This window comes from Bacillus weihaiensis (assembly GCF_001889165.1).
Taxonomy (GTDB): domain Bacteria; phylum Bacillota; class Bacilli; order Bacillales; family Bacillaceae; genus Metabacillus; species Metabacillus weihaiensis.
Window position 1 is genome coordinate 337,867 of sequence record NZ_CP016020.1, and the last position, 16,351, is coordinate 354,217.

Consider the following 16,351-nt stretch of genomic DNA (forward strand, 5'->3'; position numbering starts at 1 on the left):
GTTTAAAGAAAAAGAGGAGGTGCCAGTCCCCCACTCCTTTAAAGAATTAAAGCGATTGTGGAGCTTTCTGTTGGAAGTGAGATGGATGGATTGGGGTGGTTTTGAGTGTATTGGATGGGGATAGGTAAACGCAGAGTGATGGTTTTTTTACTTAGCTCCACTTAATCTTAACCTCTCTCTGCGTTGTATATAGTGTATAGTTTACTCATTAGTGAAATGAGCACTACTCTATTTTATGTTCGTCGTTATCGTTACTTTTGTTCCTATTTCATTTTTTTCAATTGACCATTCTAGTTGCATTTCCTGGATCATAAGGTCGACAATCGTTAATCCGATACCTGCTCCTTGGTTATTACTTTTAGAGGTGTACCCTTTGCCTTTGTCTTGAATAGTGACCGTATGGTGGTTTTCAATCGCAATTTGTACATATTTTCCTTCAGAGGCGTGTCTTATAACGTTCTGTAGGAGATTATCAAGAATACGTTCAAGCCAAAGTGGGTCAACATTCCACTCTACAAAATTCGGATTCGTGACGAGATCAATTTCAACCTGCTGTTTTTCAAATAGCGGATACCATTGAGCAACTATTTTTCGAACGAAGCGGTTTAATTCTATCTTGACTGGATGATAAGGATATTTTTTTGCTGACAATAACGTATAAGAAAGCAGGTTATCAATGAGTGTGCTGACGTAATCAATTTTGTAGTTGATCGCCTCAAGTGCCTCGTTCCCTTTTTTAGATTTTACTTCATCTTTAATATGAGTTAATTGGGCTCTAATCGTTGTTAAAGGTGTGCGTAAGTCATGTGATAGATTCGCAATTAAATCTTTTCGGAGGATTTCTTGCTCTTGTTCGCGTTGATTACTCAGTTTAAGTTCGTGAATCATTTGATTAAAGCTTTCTTCAAGCTGTCCGATTTCATCGTCTCTAGTAATTGTGATTGATTTAGGTATGTTCTGATTATCTTTCATTTGCATAGCATTTGATAGTCGAAGAAGTCTCTTATGAATACTTCTAAAAAAGAGCCATGAAAGGATGACAAAGAAAACTAAGATGAGTGCAATAACGACCAATGTTATCGTGCCATAATGGTTACTTAATCTTTGAATAGGTGGATCAAGTAGCTGTCGGTCAACTTTTATCACCATAAAACCGTTTGTTGAATCTTCATTGAAAAAAGCAACAACCGTGTAAGGGTCTGAATCAATTGATTCTTTCATAAATTGAACAGTGTAGGAGGAGGTCCACTTTTGAGGAAGTGATCCATTGTATCCGAAGTTGTCCCTCGTTACACCGAATTTATCGACCCAAAAAATTTGCGAGTCAGTGTATTTATTATGGAGTTCTTGAAGTCTAGTTTTCACTTCATTCTCATTTTCTTCTGAAAGCGTAGTAGCCTCCTTATGCCACTCTTCCTCAAGTTCTTTATAGCTAGTATACGGGTGGTTTTTCGTTGTCCCTTCAATATAAGTGGCAGGAACATACACCACCAATGAAATAATTGGAATCGATATGGGGATGATTGCCATGGCAAGAAAGACAATGAGTAAGTATTTAACTTGTAAGGATTTGAACCATTTCATGCTTTCACCCTTTAACTCTATAGCCAATTCCACGAATTGTTTCAATGATTTCTGGCTCAGAAGGATTTTTTTCAAGCTTTTCTCTTAGGAATCGAATGTGAACCATTAGCGTTTTGTCACCTTCAATGTATGGCTCGTTCCAGACCCCTTCGTATAGCTGCTCTTTCGTTAGAATTTGGTTAAGGTGTCTAATAAAGAAATTGAAAATCTGATGCTGCTTGCCTGTTAGAATGATTTCTTCGCCAGTTTGTGTGTTTGTAATTTGGTGCGTGTTCTCATGATATTCTATGTGTTTTAGCTGTCTTTTTGAGTTTGTCGCTTCGTGGTTGCCTTGGCGTCTTAGAAGGATTTCTACCCGTTTTACTAATTCCTCTGAATGAAACGGTTTTGTCATATAATCATCAGCAAAATCTAAGCCTTCTAGTTTATCTTCAATAGAAGATCGTGCCGAAAGCATGATAATAGGTAAATCAGGGCGTGCCCGTTTGATGCGTCTTCCTAGAGAAAAACCATCCAGTCCAGGTAGCATCACATCTAAAATCACCACACCGAATGCACCGAAATCAGTAGGTAACTCCAACCCACTCTCCAACCATAACACCTTAAATCCTTTGGCCTCCAACTCATTCTTTACCCACTGGCCAATTTCCTTTTCGTCTTCAATGTAGAGAATGTTGTTTGTTTTTGTACTCATTTTTATGCCTGTCACCACCTGGAAATTGTCGAATTAGGCCACCGATTTTCAAAAACAATCTTTCTGCTAAAAAAGGGGCTATAGTTGATTGTAATATAAAGATACTATATTTTTCCAATGTTATTTTGCAAGAGGAAATCACATGAACTTCGTACAGATACATAAGGTAATTCCGAATGAGTTTTTAAACTATTGGAATGGAAAAGGAGCTATTCCTCAGCCAGTGAGGGATAGCTCCTTATATTTTCATTACCTTCAAGCAGATAAGGATAGAATCAGTATTTAGGACTTTTTATTGACAGAAGACAGGCACCGCTATCGGTACCCATCTCACTCCACAATCTTATCTGATATCCACCCAACCTTTCCTTGGTTGGTTTCGACTTTGAGCCAGGTGATCCCGCGATCGTCGGTTTGTTGTTCATTTAGGTAGGTGACGGATTCATCCTGCTTAATTGAAGAGATGATTTTCCCGTTAAGAGAGGGCTCTGATCGGATGTTGCCACCTTCTGCTTTATAGGTTTCAGATAGTGTTAGCTTTTTTTTCGTTAATTTAGAAGAGGCCTCATCCACTTTATAGGTAATAGTTGCTTGTAGCTTAGTAAGGTCATAGCCTAATTGTTTTTCAACCTTTTCCTGCGTTATCCATGTTTCAAAGTTTTGCCACGATTGTGAATACGAGGTTGTAGGGTTATTAAGTATAGCTAATGGTAGCAATACGGCCAATACGAGCGCTGCAAGACGAAATACTTTTTTAAAGCGAGCTTTATTTCTTGTCCGCTTTTGTGTTCGTACCTCAAGCTTTTCAAAGCCTTTTATCAAGGCTGCACACACATCTTCGCTTGTTTCTATCCAGGTGGGAATACTGTAATCATGGTTGCTTCGGCGTTTTTCTAACTGCTTATGGAATAAAACCATAAGTGGGTATGATAAATACTCTACAGCTTTTTTAAAGAAAATACTTCCCCAGTGTATAAGAAGGGGGGTAAGTCTTACCACAATCGGACGGGCTAAAATAATCCCGATATACGTTACAATTGCGATGCGAAGCCAGATGGGAAGAAAAGCGAGCGGTACCCATAGCCAAAATACTTGATTAAATATGGTTTCCACTTTTATTGATCTCCTTTTGTCGTCTGATAGACGCTGTCTTCCTCGTCACTAGATTTGTTCGAATGATAGCGACTTCCTAGTCTGCTGCTTTCACTTGAAGAACGTCCAAACTGTTCATATGGAAAGTAAGCCTGGATCTTTTCTACTTGCTTCTCCACATCCATTTTGTCAGCTGTTGGATCAGCGAGTAACATCCTTACTTGATCTTTGATGTCCGCTCTGAATTTCTCTTCTAGCGCAAGGCGATTCTGCACAATTTCAAGGGCTGGTTTGTTATCCTCAGCTAACATAAGTGCTTTTAACAGGTGACCGGACTCAATTTCTGTCTGGATTTTTTCTGCTAATGCAAGAGCTCGACGTTGCTTGATTTCTATTTCGTGCTCAGCAAGCTCACCATCTTTATCAATTTGCCAATAGCTACGGTCATGCTCTTGGTCGCTGCGGCTTTGTTTCACAAGGACATTAATATCTGCGACAACAATGCCCACTTGCTTCAAACCTGTAACCATCGAAGAATGCTCATGTAAATCTTCAATATGCTTTTTCACACGCTTTGCATCTGAAATGGGGTAATCCGTTGTGATTTCTTCTAACCAGTATGGAAGCTTCTTTTTGATGTACGTCACAATCTCCCCAGCGTCTTGTTGAACAAGTGAAATGGGATCGACAACTTTATAGTCAATGGAAACATCGATTAAAAAGCTTCTGCCACGGTCAAGTGAAGGATATTCATTTTCATCATGAAAATTCTGTGTACCCATATTAACGATGTACATTTTTGTATATTTACCTGCACGTAAATCACTACGCGTAAGGCGGTCTCCATTTTTGACCACTTGAAAATTATTTTGTGCATTCACGTAAACGAATGCTTGATTCATAGATGAAGCAGGTGGTTTTTCAAAAAAATTAAATTTAACTGGATGTACTTCAATTAAATTCATGGTTATTTCCTTCCTTTCAGGGTCAGCTTCTCTACAAGGGAAGACCAGTAAATAGTTGACGCTGTTAATGAATACTATAGGTTATCAAGTTCAGCAAGTAGAGCACCAGAGAGGCTAGTTTCATAGAACAGCGTAAGAACAAGGTGTTTTCTGTGATTGTACATAGCCATAAAGTTCGTGGTTTACATGATGAGAGTGTTTTTTAGTGCTTGTAGTTGCTTGGTCTCAATCATTTCACGTTTTTATATAAGTCAAACTTTTAATATAATGCGTTTGTTAATAGCTATGATCCGGTTAAATAAATAAACTATATTGATGTTATCTCAACATACAAAGGTGCATGAGGTTTTGTCCTAAAATATGCCTGTAGTACTGTGTTTATGAATAATAACGGACTAGTTAGGTAATCCAAAATTATAACCTTAATTAAAATCTCTTTTTCTTATTCATCATATACTCAACCCTCACTGTAAACAAGCCTTTGAATGGAGGAATTTTGACTCTGTGACAGGTGGCGATGGGGATGGTGTGAGGATGGTGCCCGAGGATGGTGCCTGGCCCCCATTACGGTAGTGCGTTCCATTGATATAGTGTATGAGGATGGTGCCTGGCCCCCATTACGGTAATGCGTTCCACTGATATAGTGTTTTAGGTGCATGTTATGTGTTGGTACCAATGGATTAGAAGTTTCCAAATTAATCTAGACGGGAATAATTTATAATCCTTTCGTCACAGAGATCACTATAACCCCGCAAGAATCTCTTTAGCTCCGCAGAATACACGCAATTCGACAAATTCCGGGTGGTGACAGGCAGTAAAAATGGTTACAATAGAACTACAACATGTGTAGGCAAGGAGGTGTTTGGTTGTGAGTAGAGGATGGAAAGTGTTGGGGTTTGTTGGATTTGTTGTGGTGTTTGAGATCTTGACGAATGTGTTGATTTTCTTGAATCCGCAGCAGTCGGAAGACTTTCAGTTTGCTCATTTTTTAATAAATGCAGTGACGCTTGTGATGTTAATTTCGTTGCTTTTCACCACACAAAAGAAGTCGAAAGAGCTAGAGCAGTCGACACAGAAGCTTAATAGTATCTTTGATTCATTAGATGTTGCGATTTGGTCGCATGATATAAAGGCAAATGTGCTTATTATTACTCCAGGAATTGAGAAATTATATGGTTATCCTTTACAGCAGTTTTACGATGATCACCTTTTATGGAAGAAGGTTATACACCCTGATGATGCTCATGTACTGAAAGAGCGTGAAGAGTTATTAAAAGAGGAAAAGTCTGTCACGAGTGTTTATAGAATTATCCGACCTGATGGGGATGTTAGGTGGATTCAGGATAGTGGAATACCTACCCATGATGAAAAAGGGGAATTTATTGACTTTACAAGTGTTTTATTTGATATAACGGAGCAAAAAGAAGGAGAAGAGCGGTATAAAGGACTCGTTGAGATGTCTCCTGATTTTATAGCAGTGATTAGAGACTGGAAACTAATATTTATTAATGAAGCCGGTGCGAAAATTCTCGGAGCTGAACGACCTCCTGATTTAATAGGAAAACCAGTTATGCAATTCGTACCATCTGACGAGGCTAAAAAAATTTACGATACCTTACAGGAAATGGATCAGGGGCAGCTTGCCCAAAAAAGATTCGATTTACAAATTAATACATACCAACAAAAGAAATTTGATTTAGAAATGTCGATTATGACAGTTCTTTATGAAGGAAAAATGGCTCGATTAGTTGTTGGTCGTGATATTACAGAGCGTAAGAAAGCAGAAGAGATCATTCATCAAATGGCATATTACGATTCATTAACCGGACTCCCGAATCGCAATATGTTTAAAGATCAGTTAAACAATCGTTTGCTTAATCCGATTAATAAGGAAGATAAAGTAGCCGTATTGTTTTTGGATTTGGATCGATTTAAAGTCATTAACGATACCAAGGGGCATACGACGGGTGATCTTATTTTACGTAAGGTGGCTATTCGGTTATCTGATGCGGTGAAGGATGAGGGAATTGTCTCAAGACAAGGGGGAGACGAATTTTTAATCCTTTTAACAGATACAACAAACGAAAAAATTGAAAACGTCGCGAAATCGATTATTAATAGCCTTTCTCAGCCACTACTACTTCAAAATGAAGAATTCTTTGTAACGACAAGTATCGGGATAAGTCTTTATCCTGAGGATGGCGATGATCAAGAAACGCTGATTAAAAATGCAGATACTGCGATGTATTTAGCGAAGGAACGCGGGAAAAATAATTATCAATATTATAACCATAGCTTAAACCAGCTTTCTACGAGAAAAATGGAGTTAGAGGTTGAGCTAAGAAGAGCCATTGAAAAAAACCAGTTGTTTGTTCATTATCAGCCTCAAGTGGAGTTAGAGTCCGAAGAAATAGTGGCGCTTGAAGCATTACTACGTTGGGAGCATCCTGAATATGGCTTAGTGTCCCCGGCAGAATTTATCCCACTTGCTGAAGAAACTGGCTTGATTGTCCCAATCGGAACTTGGGTGCTGCGTCATGTATGTGAACAGCTCCAAATATGGAAACAGAAGGGGATATCTATTCGAGTTGCAGTTAATATATCCGTAAGGCAAATGCAAGAAAGCACCTTTTCATCGTGTGTAAGAGAGGCGATTGAAGAGTATGGAATAGATGCAACGTCTTTAGAACTTGAAATAACAGAGAGCATTATGCAAAATATTGAAAATTCCTCAGCTGTTTTAGCAGAATTGAAAGAACTTGGCGTCACTATATCGATCGATGATTTTGGAAAAGGGTATTCATCATTAAGTTATCTAAAACATTTACCAATAGATAAAATCAAAATTGATAAAACCTTTGTAGACGATATTTGTGATCACACGAATAACGGGTCTATTGCAAAAGCCATTATTGATATGGGGCATAATATGAACTTTACTGTGATCGCAGAAGGAATTGAAACAATCGAACAAGTCAGCTTTCTTAAGCAACACAACTGTAAATACGGACAAGGCTTCCACTATAGCAAACCACTACCAAAAGAAGAGGTTCAGAAGATATTATAAAAAAAGGTGAAAAAAGGTGCCAGTCCCCCAGTGCGTTAAAGCGCTGGGGGACTGGCACCTTTATCCTTAGTTTCGGCGAATTTCGGGAAGTGACAGACACCATCCAACGATTGCACCACATACCGCAGGTACAAGCCAGCCGATGCCAATACTAAACAGCGGGATATAGGTAAAGAAGCTAGTAAGATTTTCAGTCAACAGGTTTGCTGCTTTTAGACCATCTGCTAGACTGATGATGGCCGTTACACCGAGGCTCCATTTGTAAACCTTCGATGTAATCCCAATCCCATAATCCACAAAAGACAAGAGAATTAAAACAATAGCTAACGGATAAATAGCGAATAACAATGGTACAGAAACGGAGATTAGCTGTGTTAAGCCAAAGTTCGCCACCGCTGTACTAAATAGAGATAAAATAAGAATAACTACTTTATAATCTAGCCATGGAATCACTTTCGCTAAATAGTTTCCGCAAGCAGAGACTAAGCCGACACTTGTTGTCAAGCAAGCAAATGTAATCGCTAATCCAAGGACGACTCTACCTAAAGAACCAAATAACAAGCTCGCTGATCCTGATAAAATCGCGCCACCATTATCAAGATGACCAAGGCTTGTGACACTAGTCCCACCAACATATGCAAGCGAAACATAAACAAAGGCTAGGCCGGCAGCGGCAATTAAGCCAGCTTGTATACAGATTTTCGCCACGTCCATCTTCGCAGTTACTCCACGATCTTTAATCGTAGTAATAATGACAATTCCAAACACTAAGGCACCAAGTGCATCAAGTGTTAAATACCCTTCTAAGAAACCTTTGAAAAAAGCTCCATCAACATAATCACCTTGTGCTGGCTGAAGCTCTCCCATTGGGGTAGAAAATGCCTTCACAGTTAAGGTAACTAATATAAGTAATAATGCAGGTGTTAGCACCTTTCCAATACGATCAACTAACTTCGTTGGATTTAACGCAAGCCAATAGGTTACAGCGAAAAAGAGTAAACTATAAAGAAATAACGTTCCTTGCGATGCAAGTAAGCTTTCTGGTAAAAAAGGAGTTACTCCTATTTCGTACGCAACTGTAGCCGTCCGAGGAATTCCAAAGAAAGGTCCAATGGTTAAATACAAAATAATCGGAAAAATCAGACCGAACGTAGGGTTAACTCTATTACTTATAGATTGAATATCATTACCAGACAATGCAATGGCTACAATGCCTAAAAAGGGTAGACCAACGCCTGTTATTAAAAAACCTAATGTTGCAAGCCAAACATGCTCTCCTGCTTGTTGTCCCATTGCAGGTGGGAAAATCATATTCCCGGCACCTAAAAATAATGCAAATAACATTAAACCGATAATCCATGTTTCTTTACCGGATAACTTTTTAACCATAATTTCCTCCTGAACAAAATGTTATATCACTATTAATACACAATTCGATATTTTTTGACACGAAATTCAGTTTAGCACATTTAAATCTAAAGTTGATAGAAAAAAATAAATTTTTAAAAACTAAATTTAACCAATATCTAAATATTTTCTATTTTAGGATAATTATAGGATTTTTAATTATTATCTAAATTATTTTAATAATCTTATTTTTCTGTTTCCTCTAGTATTATCTTGTCCACCTTGCTATAATTCAGCCTTATATAAAGGAGGCAATTTCAATTGTTTAAGAAAAATGAACTTATTTTTATTAGCTTTATGCTGTTTTCCATGTTTTTTGGTGCAGGAAATCTTATTTTTCCGGCATTTTTAGGTAGGTCAGCTGGCGAGGATGTCTGGATCTCCCTGGCAGGCTTCATTTTAACTGCTGTAGGCTTACCGATTCTTGGTGTTATGGCGGTAGCAAAAGCGGGAAGCTTACATACATTAGCAACGCGTGTACATCCTACATTTGCTTTTTTATTTCCATTATTTATTTATGTGTCGATAGGACCTGGATTAGCTATACCACGTGCGGGATCGATTTCATATGAAATGGGTCTTAAACCATTTTTAACAGAATCACTGGCGGATCAATCATGGATGTTGTTTCTTTACACGATTATCTTTTTCAGTATTACCCTTTGGTTAAGCTTACAACCGTCAAAGCTGGTTGATCGTTTTGGGAAATTACTTACACCCATTTTACTTATTATGATAACGATTATCTTTATAAAAGCGGTGATAACACCGATTGGAAGCTTTGGACAAGCAACAGGATCTTATGAAGAGATTCCATTTTTTCAAGGATTTTTAGATGGGTATTTAACAATGGATGCGTTAGCTGCCCTTGTTTTTGGAATAGTTGTGGCAAATACAATTCGTTCAAAAGGTGTGGATCAGCCAAAACTCCTTTCACGTTATATGAGCTATGCAGGTATTGGTGCAGGTGCTCTATTAGCAACCATTTATGGGGTTTTAGCCTATTTAGGAGCTTCAAGTAGTTCAGTTGGAGAGGCTGAAAATGGTGCACAGGTGTTAACACTTGTGATGAATGAGCTATTTGGTCCAGCAGGAATTCTGATGCTTGGTTTATTATTTACGTTGGCTTGTTTATGTGTATGTATTGGTCTAATCATTGCTTGTAGCCAGTACTTCACAGGTATTTTCCCAAAGCTTTCTTATAAACAATGGGCGGTGACGTTAGCTGCATTAAGCTTACTTGTCGCAAATTTAGGGTTAACACAAATTCTGTCCATCTCTGTCCCAATTTTAGGCGCGGTGTATCCTATAGCCGTAGTTTTGATTACGCTTGGTTTGTTATCAGCGAAAATAAGTCATAGTGTTTATTTCCTTACGATTCTATTTACTGCCTTGTTTAGTGTAGCAGAAACAGTGAATCATACGTTCTTACAGAATCTACTAGATCCAGTTTTAAGTGTTATGCCGCTTTACGGTGAAGGTGTTGGATGGATTGTTCCAGCTGTGATCGGTGCAATTGTAGGTCTTATTGTGGGTCATTTAAATGGGGGAAAGGATATAGACGAACCTGTGAAAATAGCGGGATAGCTAGTGAAGTGAGGGTGAGACTCCCTTGCTTTTTTTGCGTTTGAAAAAAGAAGAGGATTTCTGTCATTCTAGTGCCTTGGTTAGGTAGACATCATGTTTAAGCAGAGCTGTCGTGGAACGGAAAAGGATGAAGCTTTTTTAAAAACTATGGTGGTATTATCAAAAACTATAGTCATCTTTCACATGTAATAACCATTCCTATACAGATAGGAAAATCTTATATCTAGGTAGGAATTCGGCCTTTGGGATTTCCACCACAAAAGCAACACTGATGCGAAACCAACCAATTACAAAGAGGCCACCTTAAAAAGGTAACCTCTCCTAAATCAAACAAAACTTAATAGCTTTTCCTCAGCATTTTTAGCTGCTTTTGTCACTGTGTTACCGAGGTCTGCTGTTTTTCCTTGCTTATCAAGCCATTTTGATAAAGCTTTAAGGGTACTCATAAAGTCCTTTGCAGCTGTTTTACTAAGTGGCTCGTAAAGACCCGGGAATTCGATAGTTAATACGTCATGCCAGAAGGCTTCATCACAAGAATCCCATTGTGTATGAGTTGAGTTTTCTAGTATCTCTCTTAGATCAAATAAGCAGTTACGATATTTTCTTACGGTTGAATCTGCTTTTCCTTCTGTTTTTTCCTTAAAGAAGGTAACGAGATCTTCTGAATAGAAGTTGTCGACAGTGTTTGGTGTGAATCCTAAAAATTCATAGAATGGGATGTCCTCTTGGTTCACTGTTTTGCTGTCACTCTCTTTAGATTCTAGTTCTTTATAGTCCGTTACTCTGTTGTCACCGCCTGTTACAAATGGTGAAAGAGGGAGACCGAGCTCTTTTCTAACTGAGTTAAAGTCAGCTGTTACTTCAACTGTTCCATATTCTTTTTCAATCTCAATGTACATAGCGTATTCAAGATTTTTTAAGTAGGTGTCGGCTGTTTTTAGGTCACCTTTTTGAACGAGTTCAAGTAGGGAATGGTCGCCAAGTATCGGGATTTTTTTGTCTAAATCGCTTCTAATATCATTTTGAGCGTAGAGTGTAAAATAAGGTGCTGTTCCTTCATTGAAGGACGCAATCGTATTACGAAGCTCTACTTGATAAGGAAGTGTTTGTGTGACTGTATCCACGTTATGATACGTGATGGTTTCCTCAGATAGCTTTTCTTCAATCATTGCTTTGAACTCTGTCACTCTTTCCATTTCAAGTGTGTTGAGCTTTAGAAGTTCTCCATCTTGTGTAATAGAGCCTATCACGTTACCTACTAATACGGGATTCTTAATTTCGCTATCTTCATATTGATACCAATTATTTACCCAGCTAGCTAGTTTCTTTTGTGGTGTCCAGCTATCAATTATTACCTCTTTTTGAGTCTGAATGAATTCTGCAATTGCTTGATCATTTTTAACTTTATATGAAAGGGTATATTGTGTAATCTCTGTAGGGATTTTCTCATGCTCAGGTTCTGCTAGGAAATCATGTAAAATCTCAGGATAATATTGTTGTAGAGCGTCTTGTGACCCGATTCCGTGCTGCGCTACTAACTCTTCTACTTTATTTGCAGCTCGTTGAACACCATCTGGCTTGTTAAAGACTCTTACTCCATTAAAATAGTAAAGATCTTCATACTTTTCTAAGAGACCAATTGTCCCAATCCAAGGCGCAAAGGTTGGGAAATTTTCCTTTGAAGCTGAAACATGGAATTGTTCCCTTGTCAGCACATCTTCAAAGAGAACAAAGTCTGCATTAATATCGACTGCTTGGACAATAGCTGGTTTAAGGTTTTCCCAATTGTGAGCCATTTCCTTTTCAGACTCATTTAGCTTGCTGCTATTTTCTTGTAGAAACCATTCAATACCACGTAGCCCATTTTCAAAGCGGTGGAAAAAGTATAACCAAAAGTCAAAGTGCCCTTTTTCTATTGATTTATTTGGAAAAGAAGTATTTGCCCGCTTTTTAAATCCACTATGTAATTGGTATAATTTACTTGTTGGGACATTGCTTTCGATAAAAGCATTCACTTTTAATACGAGGCTATGTTTTTGTTGATAAAAACGCTCTTCTTTTACTTCGTGGAGCTGAATAACATTTTCTTTATTTAGACAACATTTTTTGAATTTTTTCCCACTGCCACATGGACATGGATCGTTACGTTTTACTGACATTTCAATCACCTATCTATCATTTTATTAGTATTAGTTTAACTAAAGGAGGCCAAACTTCAAGAGCTTGATGAGAATACTGTTAGTTCTGACTTTTGTTCTGAAACTAAAGCGAACGGTATACTTGGTCAAAGCCGGCACTTGTAGTGTCCTAGCTTAGGCTCCGGTGGCTAGAGTTTTGTATGCATTGGGCTTTTTTTCCTTGAAACCTTCTACATAGTTGATACGTACTACTTACTATTAACGTAATTTAGGAGACGATAATAATGAAACAAACATTGAATTTTTTGATTCAATCTTTTACAGGGTTTGTCGCTACCACGACTACTTGGACGGTTGCAATGATTGGATTTGATCAATCGTTTCTTATGTCTAGCCTCTATGCAATTGGCGGCGGCATTACGGCCTTTTTCCTAGCTAAAGGGATTACATTTACAATGTTTTTAAAGCAAAATCAACTTAGTCGAAAAGAATATCGTTATATAAAGCATCACGTAAAGGATGCAAACATCAAAATAAAGCGACTTCGAAAGGCCTTGTTTACAATTCGGAATGTGTCATCGATTAAACAAAATGTAGAGATTTATCGGGTCGTCACAAAAATCTATTCTATCACAAAAAAAGAACCTAAGCGATTCTATCTAGCTGAGTCGTTCTATTATTCTCATCTAGATTCACTTGTTGAACTGAGTGAACGCTATGCTTTTTTAGCTTCCCAGCCAAAGAAAAATGTGGAGTTAGCAAGTTCTTTAAGTGAAACTCGTCAAACCATTTCAAGTCTAGCAGATACATTGGAAAAAGATTTACATGATATCCTCTCGAAGGATATCGACCAATTACATTTTGAATTAGATGTTGCAAAGCTTTCAATAGATAAATCAATGAAAAATAATAAATAGGAGGCAACGGGTATGACAAATCATCAGCATAGTGAGCTTGACGAGCTGCTAGCCAATCCGTTTGGTGAAGAGGAGCTTGACGTAACGAGGTCGGAAGAGATAAATAGTGATAAACCGAAGAAATTGATTGATGTGTTACCGGAGGAAAATCGGCAAAAAGCGATCCAGCTTGCTGAGCAGATTGACCCAACAAATCAGCAGGCTATTGCCTTATATGGAACACAGGCGCAGTCTAAGCTATTAAATTTTTCCCATTCAATGCTTGATCATGTGCAAAAGAAGGATACAGGTGAAATTGGAGAAATTATTCATGATTTAATGAAAAAGCTTGAACAGGTTAGTCCGAACGATTTGAAGCCTGCTAAACGTGGTTTGATGTCAAAAATGTTTGGGAAGCTGACAAATTCTGTGCAAGAGGTATTAACAAGGTACCAAAAAACGGGTGTTCAAATTGATCGAATCAGTGTAAAGCTGGATCATTCAAAAAATGGGTTGCTTCAGGATATACATGTGCTTGAGGAATTATATGAAAAAAACAAAGAATATTTCCATGCTTTAAATGTGTATATTGCAGCCGGTGAATTGAAGCTTGAGGAGCTTGAAACAAAAACGATTCCAGCACTGAAGAAAAAAGCAGAGGAAACACAGGATCAAATGGCGTTTCAAGAGGTGAACGATCTCATGCAGTTTGCGGATCGCCTAGAAAAGCGCACACATGACCTTGTGCTTAGTAGACAGATTACGATGCAAAGTGCGCCGCAGATTCGCTTAATCCAAAGTGCGAACCAAGCTCTGGTTGAGAAAATACAATCGTCTATTACCACTGCGATTCCTTTATGGAAAAATCAAGTGGCGATTGCTTTAACATTACTTCGACAAAAGGACGCCGTTGAAGCACAAAAGCTTGTATCCAAAACGACGAATGATTTACTCTTAAAAAATGCAGAAATGTTAAAAGTGAACACACTTGAAACAGCAAGAGAAAATGAGCGAGGCTTAGTGGATGTGGACACGTTGAAAAAGGTTCAGGATCACCTCGTCTCCACTTTAGAAGAAACTCTCCGTATCCAAGCAGAGGGGCGAGCAAAACGTCTACAGGCTGAACAAGACCTAGCGACAATGGAAACCGACCTCAAAAAGAAGCTTGCAGGTATGTGAAAATAAGGTGCCTGTCCCCCAGCGCTTTAACGCGCTGGGGGACAGGCACCTTTTAGCTTACAATCGTAATGGCTTTTTGAAGGATTTCGCTTTTTCGCTTGTCTTTTGCTGTTTCGTATTCCTCGAGAAATTCTAATGCTTCTTCCTCTGAAGCGCCGATTTTCGCTAAATCTGTGAGAAGTTGATCATAGATTGAATGAAATTCATTCTCTGTCTTCTCCTCAATTTTTTGTCCAGCTTTCGCATAGCGCTGATAAAAGCTCACTAATGAGGCTTTTTCATTTTGTGTGACAGCTGCACGATAATCTGTTTCAGCCTGGGTTAAGAGTGCTTGGATATCCTTGTTTGTTTGAGCTTGTAGTTCTTTGAATTTCAAGCGATACTCAGCCTTGATGGTCTCGAGGTTTGTATTCATTCCTTTTGTTTTATCTGAGTCATTGGTAGGGCTATCCTCTGTAGTGATCGTTAGGCTTTCTACTTTCGCTTGATTAAAAACTGCTTTTGAAGGAAAAGGAAGCTGCCTTGAAATGTCACGTTGCACTGTATGTGACTCTGTCATTTTATAAGGTCCCGTACTCATATAAGTCGATAGAATTAATATAACGCCAATTACGATCCCTGAAAAAATAATGAGTGAACGATTGTTCATCGTATTCTCTACCTCCTCTCATCCTTTATTTTTGACAAAAAAGCGGTATTTAAACAGTAGATTATTGAAGACTAGATTAATGCAACTAGCTACGATATGATGTAAGAGAAAATAATGGGTAAATTTTCTAGGAGGTAAGAGATGACAAGTACAAACTCAGTGAAATTTGATTTACATACTCACCATGAACGCTGTGGGCATGCATTAGGGACAATTGAGGATTATGTTAAGCAGGCGATTGACTTTGGCTTAGATTACATTGGCATCTCAGATCATTCTCCATACTTTTATAGTGACGAAGATCACTTATATCCAACGATTTCAATGAAAAAAAGTGAGTTTCATGCATATATAGAGGAAGTTCTTCGGTTGAAAGAAGCATATAAGGATAAAATTCATGTGCTGCTAGGGGTGGAAAGCGACTTTTTTCCAGACCATCTCGACTTGTATCGACAGCAGTATATAAATCAGCCCTTTGACTACATCATTGGTTCAGTTCATTATGTCCAGGACGTTAATATTTTTAAAAGAGGCCGCTGGGATGGATTATCTAAACGGGAAAAGCAGGAAGTAAAAGAAGAGTATTATCGTTTGATTGCACATTCTGCAAAAAGCGGTTTATTTCAGATACTTGGTCATATTGATGCCATGAAAGGCTTTTATCCTGAATTTTCTTCTATTCAAACGGATGTGATTGATAAGACGTTAAAAATCATTGGTGAGCAGGATGTGGCGATTGAGATTAATACGTCAGGAAGCACGAAGGATTGTGGGGGCTGGTATCCGGCTGATGATATTCTAGAACGAGCTCTTTATCATAATGTCTCCGTCACATTTGGATCGGACGCTCATAAACCAGAGCGAATATGCGATGAATTTGATCTTGTGAAAAAGAGATTAAAAGAGATTGGATATCGCGAGTGGGTCTATTTTGTTGAGAGGAAGAGACGCGTAACGGGTTTATAGATTAGTAGTAGTTGCGGCGAAAAATCGATAATAATCAGGTAATAAGTTGAAATAAAGAGCCCTTTTTCTTTTGAGGGCTCTTTTACTCATTTTCAAAAAAATGTAGCTATTCAAATAAAGGAATGAA

13 protein-coding genes are annotated in these 16,351 nt (G+C 38.2%); 6 read left to right on the forward strand and 7 right to left on the reverse strand.

From position 1 onward, the window contains the following. Nucleotides 1-228 precede the first annotated feature (228 nt). Both A9C19_RS01575 and A9C19_RS01580 read right to left on the reverse strand, forming a co-directional pair. Complete coding sequence (locus A9C19_RS01575) at nucleotides 229-1,584, reverse strand: sensor histidine kinase (protein ID WP_072578326.1); 1,356 nt, start codon at nucleotides 1,582-1,584, stop codon at nucleotides 229-231. 4 nt (nucleotides 1,585-1,588) lie between these two features. After that, on the reverse strand, nucleotides 1,589-2,278 hold the full coding sequence (locus A9C19_RS01580; RefSeq protein ID WP_072578327.1) for a response regulator transcription factor: 690 nt from the start codon (nucleotides 2,276-2,278) through the stop codon (nucleotides 1,589-1,591). A gap of 142 nt (nucleotides 2,279-2,420) precedes the next feature. Between A9C19_RS01580 and A9C19_RS21635 the strand changes: the two genes are divergently transcribed. Next, nucleotides 2,421-2,564 carry a hypothetical protein gene (locus tag A9C19_RS21635; RefSeq protein WP_158515042.1) on the forward strand — a complete coding sequence of 48 codons (144 nt, stop codon included), beginning with the start codon at nucleotides 2,421-2,423 and terminating at the stop codon, nucleotides 2,562-2,564. 44 nt (nucleotides 2,565-2,608) lie between these two features. Here A9C19_RS21635 and A9C19_RS01585 read toward each other — a convergent pair whose 3' ends face one another. Then, on the reverse strand, nucleotides 2,609-3,391 hold the full coding sequence (locus tag A9C19_RS01585; protein WP_072578328.1) for an SH3 domain-containing protein: 783 nt from the start codon (nucleotides 3,389-3,391) through the stop codon (nucleotides 2,609-2,611). Between the two features lie 2 nt (nucleotides 3,392-3,393). Then, a complete protein-coding gene (locus A9C19_RS01590) occupies nucleotides 3,394-4,335 on the reverse strand; it encodes a hypothetical protein (protein WP_072578329.1) in 942 nt (313 codons plus the stop codon). Between the two features lie 868 nt (nucleotides 4,336-5,203). Here A9C19_RS01590 and A9C19_RS01595 point away from each other — a divergent pair. Next, complete coding sequence (locus A9C19_RS01595; protein WP_233499226.1) at nucleotides 5,204-7,402, forward strand: sensor domain-containing protein; 2,199 nt, start codon at nucleotides 5,204-5,206, stop codon at nucleotides 7,400-7,402. Nucleotides 7,403-7,468: 66 nt separating this feature from the next. Here A9C19_RS01595 and brnQ (A9C19_RS01600) read toward each other — a convergent pair whose 3' ends face one another. After that, nucleotides 7,469-8,791: a branched-chain amino acid transport system II carrier protein gene (brnQ, locus tag A9C19_RS01600; protein WP_072578331.1), complete on the reverse strand. Its 1,323-nt coding sequence runs from the start codon at nucleotides 8,789-8,791 to the stop codon at nucleotides 7,469-7,471. Between the two features lie 279 nt (nucleotides 8,792-9,070). Here brnQ (A9C19_RS01600) and brnQ (A9C19_RS01605) point away from each other — a divergent pair, with 279 nt between their 5' ends. Next, complete coding sequence (gene brnQ, locus A9C19_RS01605) at nucleotides 9,071-10,396, forward strand: branched-chain amino acid transport system II carrier protein (protein ID WP_072578332.1); 1,326 nt, start codon at nucleotides 9,071-9,073, stop codon at nucleotides 10,394-10,396. Nucleotides 10,397-10,722: 326 nt separating this feature from the next. Here brnQ (A9C19_RS01605) and A9C19_RS21290 read toward each other — a convergent pair whose 3' ends face one another. Then, complete coding sequence (locus tag A9C19_RS21290) at nucleotides 10,723-12,555, reverse strand: YecA family protein (RefSeq protein WP_099092729.1); 1,833 nt, start codon at nucleotides 12,553-12,555, stop codon at nucleotides 10,723-10,725. Between the two features lie 263 nt (nucleotides 12,556-12,818). Between A9C19_RS21290 and A9C19_RS01615 the strand changes: the two genes are divergently transcribed. Both A9C19_RS01615 and A9C19_RS01620 read left to right on the forward strand, forming a co-directional pair. Then, on the forward strand, nucleotides 12,819-13,451 hold the full coding sequence (locus A9C19_RS01615; protein ID WP_072578333.1) for a 5-bromo-4-chloroindolyl phosphate hydrolysis family protein: 633 nt from the start codon (nucleotides 12,819-12,821) through the stop codon (nucleotides 13,449-13,451). A 12-nt stretch (nucleotides 13,452-13,463) separates the two neighbouring features. After that, nucleotides 13,464-14,609 (forward strand): toxic anion resistance protein, encoded by a 1,146-nt coding sequence (locus A9C19_RS01620; RefSeq protein WP_072578334.1) that lies wholly within the window; start codon nucleotides 13,464-13,466, stop codon nucleotides 14,607-14,609. Between the two features lie 52 nt (nucleotides 14,610-14,661). On the opposite strand, the gene A9C19_RS01625 is transcribed toward A9C19_RS01620, so the two are convergent. Next, nucleotides 14,662-15,258 carry a hypothetical protein gene (locus A9C19_RS01625; protein WP_072578335.1) on the reverse strand — a complete coding sequence of 199 codons (597 nt, stop codon included), beginning with the start codon at nucleotides 15,256-15,258 and terminating at the stop codon, nucleotides 14,662-14,664. A 141-nt stretch (nucleotides 15,259-15,399) separates the two neighbouring features. On the opposite strand from A9C19_RS01625, the gene A9C19_RS01630 reads away from it, so the two are divergent. Continuing rightward, complete coding sequence (locus A9C19_RS01630; protein WP_233499227.1) at nucleotides 15,400-16,224, forward strand: histidinol-phosphatase; 825 nt, start codon at nucleotides 15,400-15,402, stop codon at nucleotides 16,222-16,224. Nucleotides 16,225-16,351 lie beyond the last annotated feature (127 nt).